This window comes from Spiroplasma endosymbiont of Nomada ruficornis, from assembly GCF_964030795.1.
GTDB classification, from domain to species: Bacteria; Bacillota_I; Bacilli_A; order Mycoplasmatales; family VBWQ01; genus Spiroplasma_E; species Spiroplasma_E ixodetis_A.
Genome location: NZ_OZ034962.1, coordinates 949802 through 966043 on the forward strand (window position 1 = coordinate 949802; position 16242 = coordinate 966043).

Genomic DNA, 16242 nt, shown 5'->3' on the forward strand with positions numbered 1-16242 from the left:
ATTTAAAAAAATGTATTTTATTTTTACGGGGGTAAAAAATATGAAAAAAATTAGCAATAAAACAAAATGTATATTAGCATTAAACTGAATTACAATTATCACAGTTTGAATATTACATAAAAAAAGTACTGAAGAACTAGATAAAATAAATAATAGTTCAGAAAAAAATATAAATGAACTTGAATATAAAAAATTAAAAACAACTTTAACTGACTATATTACTTGATTAGAATACTATTCTAAAATTTTTGTTATTTTTGGCATAACTCTTACTACATTAACAGTAATAGAAATTTTATACCAACAAATTTTTTTCCTAATAAACCAATAACAAAAGAAATGAAAAAAATCTTTAACTTATCTGAAAAATTAACTTTTAATGAATTAAAAGAGCTAAATTGTAAAGGTAAGTGCAACTAAATTATTTTTCTATCCAAATATTCGATTGGTGAAAGATAATTTAGTATTTTTCTCGGTCTTTGATTTAAAGACAATATAAATTTATGAACTTCATTTTTATTAGTTTTTGAAAAAATAAATTTTTTAGGAAATTTTTCTCTAATTAAACCATTAGTATTTTCATTAGTACCTCTTTGTCAAGGTGAATATGGATTGGCAAAATAAATTTTTACATCTAAATTTTTTTCAAGTTGTTGTCAATTTGAAAATTCTTTGCCACGATCAAAAGTAATAGTTTTAACAATGTTTTTAGGAAGAATTGATAAATAATAACTGACATTTTTATTAATAACTTTAGTAGTTCTGTTTTTAACTAATATTGCTAAAGTAAATCGTGATACTCTTTCAACTAAAGTTATTAAACATGATTTGCTTTTACCTCGTGATGATACTATAGTATCTCCTTCTCAATGACCAAGTGTTATACGATCATTAACATTTATATCTCGTTCTTTAATTGATTTACCATTAAACTTGCCACGATTTTCTTGAGATTTTCGTTTTTTACCTTTTCTTCTTAAATTTTTACTAGTAACTTTATCAAGCATTCCAAAATAAATTCAAGTATAAATTGTTTTAAAAATAATAACTCACTCTTTATGAAAATTTTTAATTCTGCCATAAATTTGTTCAGATGATCAACCTAATAGTAATTTTTGTTGTACATATTTTACTAAATTCTTATTTTTAAACTTATGAAAACTAATATGTGATTGTTTTCGATTTTCAGCTTTATTTTGTGCAATTAATGAAAAATAATGATTATTATCTTTATTTCTATTAATTTCTCGAATAATAGTACTAATACTTCGATTAAGATTTTTAGCTATTTCACTAATTTTAAATTTAAATTTCAATTGATTCTCAATATAAATCCTTTCATATATGCCAAGATGTTTATAACTCATATAAAAACTCCTTACTTTTTTCTAAACTAAATTTAGCATTATGAAATTTTTATATGAGAATTTTTTGCAATTTTATTTACTTTCACTTACAAGTATAATTCAGCAAAAAAACTTTGCACATTGAACTAATTGAAGTTACTCAGATTTTAGTTCTTGAAAAATTAATTGAAACAATACCTATAATGCAATTGTAAATCCGAAAATTTGAAGTTCACCAACAATGTATATTGCTATTTTTGTCTTTTTATTTGTTTCTTTCTTTGATGCAACAGGTTGTTTATATTCAATTACTCATCAAATTAATGAACAAGTTAATAGTAATTATGAATTAAATAAAAAAGCATTAATGGCTGACTAATTTGGTACATTATCAGGTAGCTTAATTGGTTGTTCACCAATTACTACTTATATTGAATCTTCAACTGGTTTTGCACAAGGTGCTAGAACCGGATTTTAAGCCATAATTACTGGAACAATGTTTTTAATTGCTATTATTTTATATCCAATATTTAAGCTAATTACTCCTTGTGTTTCTGGAGCAGCTTTAATTTTTGTTGGTAGTTTAATGATAAAACAATTAATAAACATCGAATGAAAAAAATCTGAGATTAGTATTGCGGCTTTCTTTACAATTATTATTATGATAATTACTTATTCAATTACTAATGGTATTGCAATTGGTTATTTGATTTATACTTTGGTATCAATAATTAATAAAAAATATAAAGATATTCATATTATTACTTATATTCTTGATCTAATGTTCATTGGTTACTTTATTGCTTATGCTTTTGTTCAATAATATATGATATATTATCGGTGTTATTTACTAAACTACTTTTACTCATAAAACTCAATTTATAAAATTAATATATAATTTATACTAGAATATTACTCTAAATGATAGTTATAAATCATTAAAAGTAATTAATACTATTTATGGGGGTACAAATATGAGAAGTATAAAAATAACATTAAAAATGATGAGTGCAATTACTTTAACTTCTATTAGCACAAGCTCAATTATTGCTTGTGAATATGATTCAATAAAAGTGCCTGATTTAAATTCTAGATATGCAAAATTATTAGGATGATATAATTCAGATAACTCAATAAATTTAATCCAACAAAAATTAAGTTATGATAGTAATAACGAAAAATATTTAATTATTGCCGATGATTCATTAATTACACCCGATAATCTCTTTAAAAATAAATTATTAATTACAGGTTCTACTTCAAAAAAATATAAAGCAAGAAATGAGCATGCTGCAGCATTTTTACAAGAATTAGGATATACATCTGGTAATGAAAATCAGGATTATTCAAGTTATGATGTTAATGAAATTAGTAATTTAATTGCAAAAGTTAGAAATAGTAATCCAGGTAAAATTACAGAAAATAATGAAAATGACTTTCAAGTTAGTGACGGTACTTGTCAAATTGATATTGTAAACAAAGATGACAAAATTGATAAACTTATTACATCTTATACTATCAATACAAGCAAAAATAATCAATTAGGTATTAATAATATAATTATTACTAATACTATATTTAATAAAAGTACTTTAAAATTAACAACAGAAGAAGGTTTTAGACAAGGTAATCCGATTACTAGTTTTAAATTTTAATTTAAAACTAATGATAAACAAAAGCAATTTGATGAACTAGTTAAAATACTAAATACAAAAATTTCTACACAATTTTTTAGTGATAGTAACACTTGAACACCAGTAACAGGAAATTTTCCAAATTCAAAAGTTTTTTTAGAAATCCATTTTGGTAATGTAAGTATCCATAGAATTGATTGTGGAATAGCTCCTACAGAATAAATTAAATTTGATTTTCAACACTTTCAAAATTTTTAAAACCAACTTTCAACAAGATTACTTAAATGAAATTTTCAATAATATAAATAAACATATAAAAAAGTTATCAGAAATGATAACTTTTTATTAAATAAATTAAATATAAAACTTATATAATTACTTCAATTATGTTAATTTACTATAACTTGTATTGGATTTATTACTATCATTATACTTTTTTCTAAACATGGTTAAGACAATAAATTTTTATGTTCTAATTCTTCTCTTTTAAGTTGTTCTAAATAATTAGATACTTGTCTTTGATTATCACTTATATTTTTGATACAAGTTTCTAAATTACTTTTAATAATAGCCATTTTTTGTTCAATTAAACTTATCTCTACATTTAATATATTTATTTCTTACCCTCTATTCATCATTTTTTTCCTTTCAATCTAAACTCATTTATTTTAAAATAAAAACTATATTAAGTTTATAATAATTATAAATTAATAATTTTTAATTTTAATTTTTGCTAAATTGTAAAGGTAAGTGCAACTAAATTATTTTTCTATCCAAATATTCGATTGGTGAAAGATAATTTAGTATTTTTCTCGGTCTTTGATTTAAAGACAATATAAATTTATGAACTTCATTTTTATTAGTTTTTGAAAAAATAAATTTTTTAGGAAATTTTTCTCTAATTAAACCATTAGTATTTTCATTAGTACCTCTTTGTCAAGGTGAATATGGATTGGCAAAATAAATTTTTACATCTAAATTTTTTTCAAGTTGTTGTCAATTTGAAAATTCTTTGCCACGATCAAAAGTAATAGTTTTAACAATGTTTTTAGGAAGAATTGATAAATAATAACTGACATTTTTATTAATAACTTTAGTAGTTCTGTTTTTAACTAATATTGCTAAAGTAAATCGCGATACTCTTTCAACTAAAGTTATTAAACATGATTTGCTTTTACCTCGTGATGATACTATAGTATCTCCTTCTCAATGACCAAGTGTTATACGATCATTAACATTTATATCTCGTTCTTTAATTGATTTACCATTAAACTTGCCACGATTTTCTTTAGATTTTCGTTTTTTACCTTTTCTTCTTAAATTTTTACTAGTAACTTTATCAAGCATTCCAAAATAAATTCAAGTATAAATTGTTTTAAAACTAATAACTCACTCTTTATGAAAATTTTTAATTCTGCCATAAATTTGTTCAGGTGATCAACCTAATAGTAATTTTTGTTGTACATATTTTACTAAATTCTTATTTTTAAACTTATGAAAACTAATATGTGATTGTTTTCGATTTTCAGCTTTATTTTGTGCAATTAATGAAAAATAATGATTATTATCTTTATTTCTATTAATTTCTCGAATAATAGTACTAATACTTCGATTAAGATTTTTAGCTATTTCACTAATTTTAAATTTAAATTTCAATTGATTCTCAATATAAATCCTTTCATCTATGCCAAGATGTTTATAACTCATATAAAAACTCCTTACTTTTTTCTAAACTAAATTTAGCATTATGAAATTTTTATATGAGAATTTTTTGCAATTTTATTTACTTGCACTTACAAGTATAATTCAGCTTTTAAACTTACTTTGTATATCCTTTTTTAGTTATTTACTCAATTTATATAAAAAGATATTAAAAATGAGAGTATTATCTCTCATTTATCTTTTTAATAAAAATTAATATTTCAAAATTATATGATTAACAGTAAAACTATATAAATATAATCTGTTAAATTCTAACTAAAGGTTACACCTTGCAAGTTAATATTCCATACTCGATCACGGAAACATTTAACTGTGTCAATGCTTCAATTAATGCTTACATAAACATTTTCTTCATCATGTCAAATATGAATATAACCATGTAATTCAAGAAAGGCTCCTCAAAATCCACCATCATAATAATAACTAAGCTCAAATATATTTTTGTTTCTATCATTATTAATATCATTAGTATTAATACTTAATTGCGAACCTTTTAATTTTTGATCAGTATAAGTATTACAATAAAGACTAAAATACGAATTATCACCAAAACTTAATTTACTAAACTTATTAGAAAAACTATCTCAATCTGGTGCATAATTTGTTCAATTAGATAATAGAGTAATATCGGGGCTGGTTCAAGTACTTTTTAATGAACCAACACTATTAGTTTCACTATAATTATAATTTAGTTGATCATTATTAATAATACTACTATCAATAGTAAAATCAGCAACTATCTTCCCTTTATAAATAGTTTCATCACCACTAATAGTTACTTGTTGATTAGTAATATCATCTTCACTAAATTTAATTGCATCTAACTTTACATTTGGATTACTTTTACTAATCGCAGTTTTAATTTCTTCCATATTTGGTTTTGATAATCCATTAGTTTTAATTGTTCCTAAATTTAAATTTTTAAAAACATCACTTAAAAGTTCTGTTTTATCACAATCATAAGTAACAACAATACTATCATTGCTATAAAATTTACCATCACCATTAATAACTGCACTATTATCAGTAATTTTATCAACTATAATTTTGCTTACATCAAGATTATAGTTAGCGGTTTTAAGTGCTGAAATTAATTGTCCTTTACTTGGTTTGTTTTGTCCAGGAATATTAAAAGTTGGTAATTTATTATTTAAAACACTATTGAAATCAATAAGTAAATTATCAATTACTACATTAGGACCAGTGTATACATATTGATTAATAGATTTAATAGTAACACTATTATTTTGCAACGTTACTTGAATAGCATTCATATTTAAGCTTGAATATTGTTTTTTCAATGCACTATTAACATCTTCTAAAGTTATTACTTTTCCTATAATAGCAATTTTATCTAATCCCTTATTAATAACGTCTTTAAGAGCAATTCTAATATCAAGATTTAAACTTAGTATTACTTTACCAGTATATTTTTTTTGATTTGTACTAGTAATAGTGGCACTATTAGTAGAAGTAATTTCTATTGCAATAAAAGAAGTATCTAACTTTTCTTGGTAAGTATCACGTAATGCTCTCATTACATCATTATTTGATGGTATATCATGACCACTAGTCTTAACCGTTAAATCTTTTTTATTAATAATAGTACTTAAATCAACACTATCATTAGTACTAAATGTAACTGTTACCTTACCAGTATAAAGAGGAATAATATCATCACCCGTAATACCTGTAATAGTTGCTTCTTTATTAGAAATAACGTCAATTTTAAGGCGATCCATTTCTAAATTAGAATATTTTTCTTGAATACGACTGTAAACAGCTTCCACAGTAGGTTTTTGACCACTAGTACTAAAATTACCAATGGATGCTCCATCAACAATTATTGTTCTAATATCAATAGTTTGGATTTGATAAGTAATTTTAATTTTATCTTGATTATAAAAAATACCATCACCAACAACAAAAGCATAATTAGTGGTTTTATTAATAATTTTAATATTATCAGTATGAAGTTCATGATTTAAAATAAATAGTTGTGATTTTAATTCATAATCTGTAGGTATTGTTCCTCGATGTTCCTCTGGTACAATTTTTAAATCTGTTTGTGTTAAATCTTTTTTTAAATCTTTTTTGAATATAGTTAGATTATTACATGCCGTTGTACTAGCAGTGACTGCACTTGATAATAATAATGCACCCATAAATGATAATGGTTTTTTCATATATATACCTCATTTAAATATTGTAAAAAATTAATAATTATTTTAAAGTGATTATATCATAATTTAAAAAAAATTAAATTCTAGATTTTTAAATGATTTTATTAAAAAATAGCTTGTTATATATTTTACATTTTTAATGTATGTACTTTTAATGAAGGAGTTGAAATCGAAATATTTTGTACATCTTTATTAATTTGCTAAATTGTAAAGGTAAGTGCAACTAAATTATTTTTCTATCCAAATATTCGATTGGTGAAAGATAATTTAATATTTTTCTCGGTCTTTGATTTAAAGACAATATAAATTTATGAACTTCATTTTTATTAGTTTTTGAAAAAATAAATTTTTTAGGAAATTTTTCTCTAATTAAACCATTAGTATTTTCATTAGTACCTCTTTGTCAAGGTGAATATGGATTGGCAAAATAAATTTTTACATCTAAATTTTTTTCAAGTTGTTGTCAATTTGAAAATTCTTTGCCACGATCAAAAGTAATAGTTTTAACAATGTTTTTAGGAAGAATTGATAAATAATAACTGACATTTTTATTAATAACTTTAGTAGTTCTGTTTTTAACTAATATTGCTAAAGTAAATCGTGATACTCTTTCAACTAAAGTTATTAAACATGATTTGCTTTTACCTCGTGATGATACTATAGTATCTCCTTCTCAATGACCAAGTGTTATACGATCATTAACATTTATATCTCGTTCTTTAATTGATTTACCATTAAACTTGCCACGATTTTCTTTAGATTTTCGTTTTTTACCTTTTCTTCTTAAATTTTTACTAGTAACTTTATCAAGCATTCCAAAATAAATTCAAGTATAAATTGTTTTAAAACTAATCACTCACTCTTTATGAAAATTTTTAATTCTGCCATAAATTTGTTCAGGTGATCAACCTAATAGTAATTTTTGTTGTACATATTTTACTAAATTCTTATTTTTAAACTTATGAAAACTAATATGTGATTGTTTTCGATTTTCAGCTTTATTTTGTGCAATTAATGAAAAATAATGATTATTATCTTTATTTCTATTAATTTCTCGAATAATAGTACTAATACTTCGATTAAGATTTTTAGCTATTTCACTAATTTTAAATTTAAATTTCAATTGATTCTCAATATAAATCCTTTCATCTATGCCAAGATGTTTATAACTCATATAAAAACTCCTTACTTTTTTCTAAACTAAATTTAGCATTATGAAATTTTTATATGAGAATTTTTTGCAATTTTATTTACTTGCAATTACAAGTATAATTCAGCGTTCAAAAAGTTTATACCTACAAGGATTTACTTTTGAAACAACTTATTATTATTTTGAAGACAGCACATTAATAAATCCTAATATAAAAAATATTTTTTGCAAATCTTTACCTTTTGTAGGAAGTTATGTAGCAAGTAATGGACTCCAGGCACATAATAATTATTCTTGACAAACAATACATAATGATTTTTTATTGTTAACAAATTCTAACTTAAATGAAAATCAAATTAAATGCTCATTAATAGGAGTAATTCTAACTACATCAGAAAGTATTCGTTTCAGAAGTGTTAAATATTTTATTCTTCAAAGTCAAAGACCTATAAATCCAATAATACAAAGTTGAGTTTTTTTCAAAAAATTATAAGAAATTGAGATCGCGGAACACATAATGCTATTAATTATCTTTTAAATAATAAAGGTAACTTAAATAAATATTTTCACCAAGAATTAAGTAATAATGGATTAAGAATAATGGTTTTTAACACAAGCATGTATCATGCAATTAACAATTATCAAAATCCACCATTAATAACTCCAAATCAAAAATGAAAAATAAAAAAATTACAAGATTGAATAGATATCGGTATTAAAATCTGTGAAAAACAAAAATACGCTATTGCTAAAGAAATAAATAAATTTTAAAACTTAAATAATCTTATTGAAATACTGAAAAATTTTAAAAATGATATTATTACAAATAAAAAATTACAAGACGAAATAAAAACAGCAAAAGATTTTGCTGATAATATTATTGAAATAAATAAGGTTTTTGATATAAAGACAAACCCAGAAAATATAAAAAGTTGTTATATTTAAAAAATAAATTATTCTTTTATTTTAACTCTTTTGACTCAATTTCATCAATGTTGTTACTTCTTCTTCTGTCAAATAACGATATTCACCCATTGCTAAATCTTTTAAAGTAATATTAGCAACTTGTAAACGCTTTAAAGTAATTACTCTACTTCCTACTGCTTTAATCATACGTTTAACTTGTTGATTTTGTCCTTCATGAATAGTGAGATGTAGTAAAGTATTTTCTTTTTTTATATTTTTATAAATTATTTTAACAATAGCAGGAGAAGTTGTAAATGAAGTTGATAAAATAATACCGTCTTGTAGTTTTTTAATAGCATTTGATGACAAAATACCACTTGCCAATACTTCATATACCTTATCTATTTTATAACGAGGATGAATAATAGCATTAGTAAATTCACCATCATTAGTCATTAACAACAAACCTGAAGTATCAAAATCTAAACGACCGACTGGGTAAATTCTACTATTAATATTAGTAAAATAATTCATTACCGTTGGTCGATTTTTAGGATCACTTACTGTTGTTAAACAATTAGGTGGTTTATAAAATGCTAAATAAATATGATTAGATTGCTTAATAATTTGATTATTAACTTTAATAACATCACTACTTGTAACTTTAAAACCTAACGTTGTAATAATTTGCCCATTAACTGTTACTTGCCCATTAATAATTAGTAATTCTGCTTTTCGTCGTGAACATACTCCAGAATTAGCAATAACTTTTTGCAAGCGTTCTAAATCATTATTCATTAGTAAAGTTGTAGATTTCTTGTTCATCATTTTGGTTATTAAATTGAGGCAAAGTTGGCAATTGAGTTAAAGATTCGATATTAAAATGATCCATAAATTCATCAGTTAAATCATATAAAATTGGTTTTCCCGGTAATTCACTACGACCAATCTCGGTAATTAAATTTAAACTTTTTAGTTTAAAAATAATAGAATCACAATTTACACCACGAATATCTTCAATTTGTGGTTTAGTAACTGGATAATTATAAGCAATAATAGCTAGTGTTTCTAAAGCTGCTTGTGATAAACGTATTAAAGGTTGTTGTTTTAATACTTGATAGCGATTATAATGAATAGGTTTTGTTGTTAATTTATAAATATTACCAACTTTAATTAAACTTAAACCACTGGTATCATCATCATTTAATTTCATTTGTAAAGATGCAATTAAATTTTCAACAGTTTTTGGTTTTTTTGTTAATTCTAAATATTCAGCAAGTGTTAATAAATCAAGACCTTCATTGCCAACAATAAATAATAAACCTTGTAAAACTGCTAATCTTTCGTTTGTTTTTCAATTGCTATTATTCATTTTTCTCACCTCGATAAATTACTGTAATTTCAGTAAAAGTATTAGTTTGTATAATATGTAACATTTGATGATTTGCAAGATCTAAAATTGCAATAAAAGTAATAATAAAATAATGTAAAGTTAATGTTTTAGTAAAAAATAATTGTTCTAAAGTAAAATGTTGCTTGGGATTTTTTTTCAGTAACTGTTTAATTTCTTTAGTTCGATCTTCAGCTGAAATTAAGTTTAATGCTAAATTAACTGGTAATTTATTTTCATTTTGTAGTCTATTAAATAAGTTTAACATTGCTTGTGTTAGTTTATTAACATTATTTTTTACCAAAATTGGTGTAATTTCATCAACTAAATATGTTTTTAAATCACTAGGTGCTTTTGTTAATAATTGGGTTCTATATACAGCCTGTTCTTTAAAATGATTACTTATTTCTTTAAATTTTTTATATTCTAATAAACGAGCAATTAATTTTTGACGATTAACTTCATTTTCATAAGCACTATCTACTACTAGTAATAGTTCTTGTTTTGGTAATAATTGTTTTGATTGCAATTCTAATAAATAAGCAGCAATCGGTAAATATTCACTTACTAAATCAATGTTTTTAATTAATTCTTCATTAATAAAATGAACATATTGGTTAGTAACATCATTTAGATTTAAATCTAAAATATCAATATTTTTTTCTTTAATTAAATGCAAAAGCAAATCCATTGGTCCTTGAAAAGATTCAATTGTAATTACTGGTTGTAACATTATTCTCGTTCCCTCAATATCATTTTATACTTATTAATATTAATTATAACTTAATTTAATAGTACTTGATTAATCTTTAATAAATAAAAAAAACTTATTTTTAATTTTTTAATGATTAAAATAAGTTTTAAAAGTTATTATATTTTTAAATATTATTATTTAACTTCACGTAACGTAATATGAATATTTTCAGCAGATATTTCAAATTTTGAAGTTGTCTTTATATCTGGAAAGACTTTACTTAGATCATATTCTAATTTAAAGTTTAAATTAAAATAACCATTTTTTTCATTAGGATTAAGATTAAATCTACTTTCAGGATTAGTAATAGTTATTACATTATTTCATTTAGGAACAAGAATACTATAAATTTTATTAATATTAGCAAAATAACCATTTGTTATAACTTGTTCTTTTATTTTTCCATCTTTGTCATAATCTGAATACTTATCTGAAGCTTTTGGTAATTCCTTTACTGTATCAACTGTTCAGTCAGAAAATATTTTTGAAATTTGTGTTGTTGCATCAACAAAAGTTTGGTTAATCTTAATAGCAGTAGTACTTTCAATATCACCAGTATTAAAAGTAGAATTACCATCATTACCAACTAAGAAATCAATAGTAATATTACTAACATTACCATTAAATACAATTGATTTATCATCATTATTGGTCACCGTTGGATCTGCCATTTTAAATAAAGTTGATTTAGGAACATTTGAAAAATCACCTGAAAATTCAAAACTTAAACTTAAACCAGAATATTGAACTTTATCTTTAATGGCAACAATTAAATTTTGTTTAATATATGATAACTGAGTTCTAGCAATTTCTTCTTTTTCTGCTCCTTTAATTTCTCCAGTTATTGGTAAATTTTCAACATTAATATTTAGATTACCTTTAGTAATTTCTTCTTTAATAAAGTCTCTAATTGCATCAGCTTTTTTTTGATCACTAGTATGACTTGTATCATTATTAATTGTAATTTTAATATCTTTAGTAACTGATGGTAAATTTAAATAAGAGATTTCCGCTTTTACTCATAAATGACCATTGACTAATTCACTACCAGTTGGTAAAACAAACTTAGGTTTGTCTTTTTCATCATTATCATTATCTTTTTTTGGAACATAGTCCATAATTTTGACATGTGCATCAGGGTGATATCAATTTTTTGGATGTTCATTTGTACTTTCTTTAAGTTTACTAGAGAAAAAGTTACCAATAGCTGTTTGCACAGAAGTATCTAATTCGCTAAAAATTTTACTTTTCATTTCTCCTATATTGGTATCATCTGATAAATTAAGATCAGCCTTAATTTGCACACTACTATCAGTAACAAAAGAGGCAGCAAAATTAAGAATATCCCTTGGAGTCATTTGATTATTTTCACTACCACAAGCAACAACTGTTACAACTGGTGTTGTTGCTAAAGCAAGTGTGCCCAGTAATTTTAATAAAGATTTCACAAAAACGCTCCTTATCATTTCATTTAATTAATATTTTTTAAAATACTGTAACATTATAAACAATTTTAAACTAAATTACATTATTATTTCTAAAATTATTGGTTTAATATCGTATTTTTTATTAGTAATCTGAAATGTAGAAATTGCCAAATCTAAAAATTGTTGATGAAAATGTTGATCTTTATTAGTATGGAGTTCCATAATTACACTATTTTTTTCAACTTTTTGACCATGAATTTGTTTTAAATAAATTCCTGCCACTGGATCAATGATATCAGTTTTAGTAGTTCTTCCTGCTCCTAATATTACTGATAATTCACCTAAAGCATAATTATTAGTAACATCTAAATAGCCCGATAATTGTGCCTTAACTTTAATAATATATTTAGCTGGTGGTAATTTATCAATATTATCAAGATATTTAGTATCTCCACCTTGACTTTTAACAAAATCATAAAAAATTTGTAGTGGTTTTTCACTAGTAAACATAGCATTAACTTTATCAATACCCTCTTTTAAGGTTTTTACGTTTTTAGCTCCCAATAAGGCTAAAGCTACTAAATTACTAACAAGAATTTTCAAATCTTCTGGTCCTTTATTTTTTAAACTTAAAATAACTTCTTGTAATTCTAATGCATTACCAATTGTTTGTCCTAAAGGCTTATTCATATCACTAATAATAGCATAAATTTTTTTATTAAAAGCTTTACCAATATGTACCATTAATTTTGCTAACTTTCTTGCAGTTACTATATCCTGAACAAAGGCGCCTTTTCCACATTTAATGTCTAGTAAAATTAAATCAGCACCCATTGCTATTTTTTTAGACATAACACTAGCAGCAATTAATGGCAATGAATCAACTGTTCCTGAAACATCACGTAATGCATATAATTTTTTATCAGCAGGCACTAAATTACTAGTTTGACTAATAATACTCATACCAACTTTATTAACAACTTTAATAAAATCTGATATTTCCAAATCACATTTAAAATTTGGAATTATTTCCAGTTTATCAATAGTACCACCAGTAATACCCAATCCTCTTCCAGAAATTTTTGCAACCTTTAATCCACAAGCAGCAGCTAATGGACCAAATACTAAACTAGTTTTATCACCAACACCACCAGTTGAATGTTTATCAATACTAAAACCAGTAATTTGTGATAAATCCATGGTTTCACCACTATTAATAACGGCTTTTGTATATTCTACTAATTCATCATTAGTCATTCCCTGAAAATAAACAGCCATTGCTCAAGCACTAATTTGATAGTCTGGTATTGTTTCATTGACAATACCTTCTGTTAAAAATTTTAGTTCTTCTTTATTTAAACTTTGTCCTAATTTCTTTTTAGAGATTAAATCAATCATATACATTTTAATAAAACACCTTACTTTCTTTTTATTAAATAACAATTGCAATTGCAATTGCATTAGTTTCATTATGTGATAAAGATAAAAGTAATTGATAATTCTTAATGATAGTTATTGGTTGATTATATTGATTATAACTAATATCAATATTTTTAAATGTTAACTTTTCTTGTGGTAATGCCTTAAAAATTGCTTCTTTTAATGCTCATCTTCCTGACAAAAATTCCTGTTGACGTTGTAAAGAATATTGATTAAAAAGTATAATTTCTTTCTTACTTAAAATTCTTTTAGCAAATTCTTCAATATTTTCTATTCGATTTACTTCAATAATATCTATACCTACACTACGCATTGTTAACTCCTTATATAAAATAAAAGGTTAAAACCCTAAAATCATTGTTTTTATTATATAATTAATATGAAAGAAAGTGTGATATTAATTTCAATAAATCAAATAAATTTTGAAAAGATGGTGGTATATTAATGACATTTTACTTAAATCAAAAACAAAAATCATTAATTAAAGAACACTACCAAAACTATAAAGTTGATAATAAAAATAGTAGTTATGAATTATTTCAATATCATAATATAACAATTGAAATTTATCAAGAAAAAGTTATTTTTAAAGGTACTAAAGAGGATATTATTGCAGAATATCGTAGAATTTGAAATCAACTTGATGAAAATCAATCACCAGTCATTGGCAATGCTGAATTTGGTATTAATAATTTTTTTGGTCCACTTGTTATTATTAGTTCTTATATTGGTTCGGGTAATTTAGAAAAATTACGTTTACTTAACATTCGCGATTATAAAGACTTATCACAAAGTAAATTTATTGAATTAGCACAAGATATTATGAAAACAATTATTTTTGAGTCAGTAATCATTAACAATCGTAAATATAATCAATGAATTGATGCGGGTTATAGCCCCAATATTATTAAAACCTGAGGAGAAAATCAAGCATTAGTTCGTATGTTACAACATAGAATTCAATATGATACTATAGTTATTGATCAATATATTAATGAAGATACATATTACAAATACATTGAAAATATGAAAGATAATCGTAATAAAATTATTAAAGATAAAGTTCAATTTGTTACTAATGCAGAAAGTAAGTATTTAGCTATCGCTTGTAGTACTATTATTAGTCGTTATTTATTTTTAGAAGAAATTAAAAAAATAAAAGGTATTGACACTAATACAATTCCATTAGGTACTGGAAAAGAAGTTAATATATTTTTAGAAAAAATTAAAAATGAAAAAACAATTGAATTTAATAAATTTCTTGAACGTCATAGCAAAAAATCATTTACTGAATTTTTTAAATGCTAAATTGTAAAGGTAAGTGCAACTAAATTATTTTTCTATCCAAATATTCGATTGGTGAAAGATAATTTAATATTTTTCTCGGTCTTTGATTTAAAGACAATATAAATTTATTAAATTCATTTTTATTAGTTTTTGAAAAAATAAATTTTTTAGGAAATTTTTCTCTAATTAAACCATTAGTATTTTCATTAGTACCTCTTTGTCAAGGTGAATATGGATTGGCAAAATAAATTTTTACATATAAATTTTTTTCAAGTTGTTGTCAATTTGAAAATTCTTTGCCACGATCAAAAGTAATAGTTTTAACAATGTTTTTAGGAAGAATTGATAAATAATAACTGACATTTTTATTAATAACTTTAGTAGTTCTGTTTTTAACTAATATTGCTAAAGTAAATCGTGATACTCTTTCAACTAAAGTTATTAAACATGATTTGCTTTTACCTCGTGATGATACTATAGTATCTCCTTCTCAATGACCAAGTGTTATACGATCATTAACATTTATATCTCGTTCTTTAATTGATTTACCATTAAACTTGCCACGATTTTCTTTAGATTTTCGTTTTTTACCTTTTCTTCTTAAATTTTTACTAGTAACTTTATCAAGCATTCCAAAATAAATTCAAGTATAAATTGTTTTAAAACTAATAACTCACTCTTTATGAAAATTTTTAATTCTGCCATAAATTTGTTCAGGTGATCAACCTAATAGTAATTTTGGTTGTACATATTTTACTAAATTCTTATTTTTAAACTTATGAAAACTAATATGTGATTGTTTTCGATTTTCAGCTTTATTTTGTGCAATTAATGAAAAATAATGATTATTATCTTTATTTCTATTAATTTCTCGAATAATAGTACTAATACTTCGATTAAGATTTTTAGCTATTTCACTAATTTTAAATTTAAATTTCAATTGATTCTCAATATAAATCCTTTCATCTATGCCAAGATGTTTATAACTCATATAAAAACTCCT

General features: G+C 23.5%; 18 protein-coding genes. 6 read left to right on the forward strand and 12 right to left on the reverse strand.

Annotation, left to right across the window (positions count from 1 at the left end; genetic code table 4):
* Nucleotides 1–40 precede the first annotated feature (40 nt).
* A complete protein-coding gene (locus AAHM79_RS05770) occupies nucleotides 41–331 on the forward strand; it encodes a hypothetical protein (RefSeq protein ID WP_338959635.1) in 291 nt (96 codons plus the stop codon).
* A gap of 85 nt (nucleotides 332–416) precedes the next feature.
* Here AAHM79_RS05770 and AAHM79_RS05775 read toward each other — a convergent pair whose 3' ends face one another.
* Nucleotides 417–1367, reverse strand: a complete 951-nt coding sequence (locus tag AAHM79_RS05775; protein WP_342257324.1) for an IS30 family transposase — start codon at nucleotides 1365–1367, stop codon at nucleotides 417–419.
* Between the two features lie 220 nt (nucleotides 1368–1587).
* Between AAHM79_RS05775 and AAHM79_RS05780 the strand changes: the two genes are divergently transcribed.
* The 3 genes from AAHM79_RS05780 to AAHM79_RS05790 all read left to right on the forward strand — a co-directional run bounded on the left by AAHM79_RS05780 (nucleotide 1588) and on the right by AAHM79_RS05790 (nucleotide 3001).
* Nucleotides 1588–1725, forward strand: coding sequence for a hypothetical protein (locus AAHM79_RS05780; RefSeq protein ID WP_342257325.1), 138 nt, complete (start codon nucleotides 1588–1590; stop codon nucleotides 1723–1725).
* Nucleotides 1726–1842: 117 nt separating this feature from the next.
* Nucleotides 1843–2169, forward strand: coding sequence for a hypothetical protein (locus tag AAHM79_RS05785; protein WP_342257326.1), 327 nt, complete (start codon nucleotides 1843–1845; stop codon nucleotides 2167–2169).
* A gap of 151 nt (nucleotides 2170–2320) precedes the next feature.
* Nucleotides 2321–3001: a hypothetical protein gene (locus AAHM79_RS05790; RefSeq protein ID WP_342257327.1), complete on the forward strand. Its 681-nt coding sequence runs from the start codon at nucleotides 2321–2323 to the stop codon at nucleotides 2999–3001.
* 428 nt (nucleotides 3002–3429) lie between these two features.
* Here the strand turns inward: AAHM79_RS05790 and AAHM79_RS05795 are convergent, their stop codons facing one another.
* From AAHM79_RS05795 to AAHM79_RS05810, 4 genes are all read right to left on the reverse strand, one after another.
* The gene (locus AAHM79_RS05795) at nucleotides 3430–3555 is read right to left on the reverse strand and encodes a hypothetical protein (RefSeq protein WP_338959655.1); all 126 of its coding nucleotides are present in this window, start codon (nucleotides 3553–3555) and stop codon (nucleotides 3430–3432) included.
* Nucleotides 3556–3736: 181 nt separating this feature from the next.
* Nucleotides 3737–4687, reverse strand: coding sequence for an IS30 family transposase (locus AAHM79_RS05800; protein WP_338979395.1), 951 nt, complete (start codon nucleotides 4685–4687; stop codon nucleotides 3737–3739).
* Nucleotides 4688–4953: 266 nt separating this feature from the next.
* A complete protein-coding gene (locus AAHM79_RS05805) occupies nucleotides 4954–6888 on the reverse strand; it encodes a hypothetical protein (RefSeq protein ID WP_342257328.1) in 1935 nt (644 codons plus the stop codon).
* A 220-nt stretch (nucleotides 6889–7108) separates the two neighbouring features.
* Entirely contained in the window at nucleotides 7109–8059 is a 951-nt protein-coding gene (locus AAHM79_RS05810) for an IS30 family transposase (RefSeq protein WP_338979395.1), read from the reverse strand.
* Between the two features lie 576 nt (nucleotides 8060–8635).
* Here AAHM79_RS05810 and AAHM79_RS05815 point away from each other — a divergent pair.
* Nucleotides 8636–8806 (forward strand): hypothetical protein, encoded by a 171-nt coding sequence (locus tag AAHM79_RS05815; RefSeq protein WP_342257329.1) that lies wholly within the window; start codon nucleotides 8636–8638, stop codon nucleotides 8804–8806.
* A 195-nt stretch (nucleotides 8807–9001) separates the two neighbouring features.
* Here AAHM79_RS05815 and AAHM79_RS05820 read toward each other — a convergent pair whose 3' ends face one another.
* The 6 genes from AAHM79_RS05820 to AAHM79_RS05845 all read right to left on the reverse strand — a co-directional run bounded on the left by AAHM79_RS05820 (nucleotide 9002) and on the right by AAHM79_RS05845 (nucleotide 14265).
* Nucleotides 9002–9739, reverse strand: a complete 738-nt coding sequence (locus AAHM79_RS05820; protein ID WP_338959663.1) for a pseudouridine synthase — start codon at nucleotides 9737–9739, stop codon at nucleotides 9002–9004.
* Nucleotides 9732–10313, reverse strand: a complete 582-nt coding sequence (gene scpB, locus AAHM79_RS05825) for an SMC-Scp complex subunit ScpB (RefSeq protein ID WP_342257330.1) — start codon at nucleotides 10311–10313, stop codon at nucleotides 9732–9734. Before scpB ends, AAHM79_RS05820 begins: the two co-directional genes overlap by 8 nt.
* On the reverse strand, nucleotides 10306–11064 hold the full coding sequence (locus AAHM79_RS05830) for a segregation/condensation protein A (RefSeq protein ID WP_342257331.1): 759 nt from the start codon (nucleotides 11062–11064) through the stop codon (nucleotides 10306–10308). Before AAHM79_RS05830 ends, scpB begins: the two co-directional genes overlap by 8 nt.
* A 155-nt stretch (nucleotides 11065–11219) precedes the next feature.
* A complete protein-coding gene (locus AAHM79_RS05835; protein WP_342257332.1) occupies nucleotides 11220–12533 on the reverse strand; it encodes a hypothetical protein in 1314 nt (437 codons plus the stop codon).
* 75 nt (nucleotides 12534–12608) lie between these two features.
* A complete protein-coding gene (locus AAHM79_RS05840) occupies nucleotides 12609–13916 on the reverse strand; it encodes a thymidine phosphorylase (RefSeq protein WP_338959314.1) in 1308 nt (435 codons plus the stop codon).
* Between the two features lie 28 nt (nucleotides 13917–13944).
* Nucleotides 13945–14265 (reverse strand): holo-ACP synthase, encoded by a 321-nt coding sequence (locus AAHM79_RS05845; protein ID WP_342257333.1) that lies wholly within the window; start codon nucleotides 14263–14265, stop codon nucleotides 13945–13947.
* A 131-nt stretch (nucleotides 14266–14396) separates the two neighbouring features.
* Between AAHM79_RS05845 and AAHM79_RS05850 the strand changes: the two genes are divergently transcribed.
* Nucleotides 14397–15260 (forward strand): ribonuclease HIII, encoded by an 864-nt coding sequence (locus tag AAHM79_RS05850; protein ID WP_342257334.1) that lies wholly within the window; start codon nucleotides 14397–14399, stop codon nucleotides 15258–15260.
* A 19-nt stretch (nucleotides 15261–15279) separates the two neighbouring features.
* Here AAHM79_RS05850 and AAHM79_RS05855 read toward each other — a convergent pair whose 3' ends face one another.
* Nucleotides 15280–16230, reverse strand: coding sequence for an IS30 family transposase (locus AAHM79_RS05855; RefSeq protein ID WP_342257335.1), 951 nt, complete (start codon nucleotides 16228–16230; stop codon nucleotides 15280–15282).
* Between the last annotated feature and the right edge of the window lie 12 nt (nucleotides 16231–16242).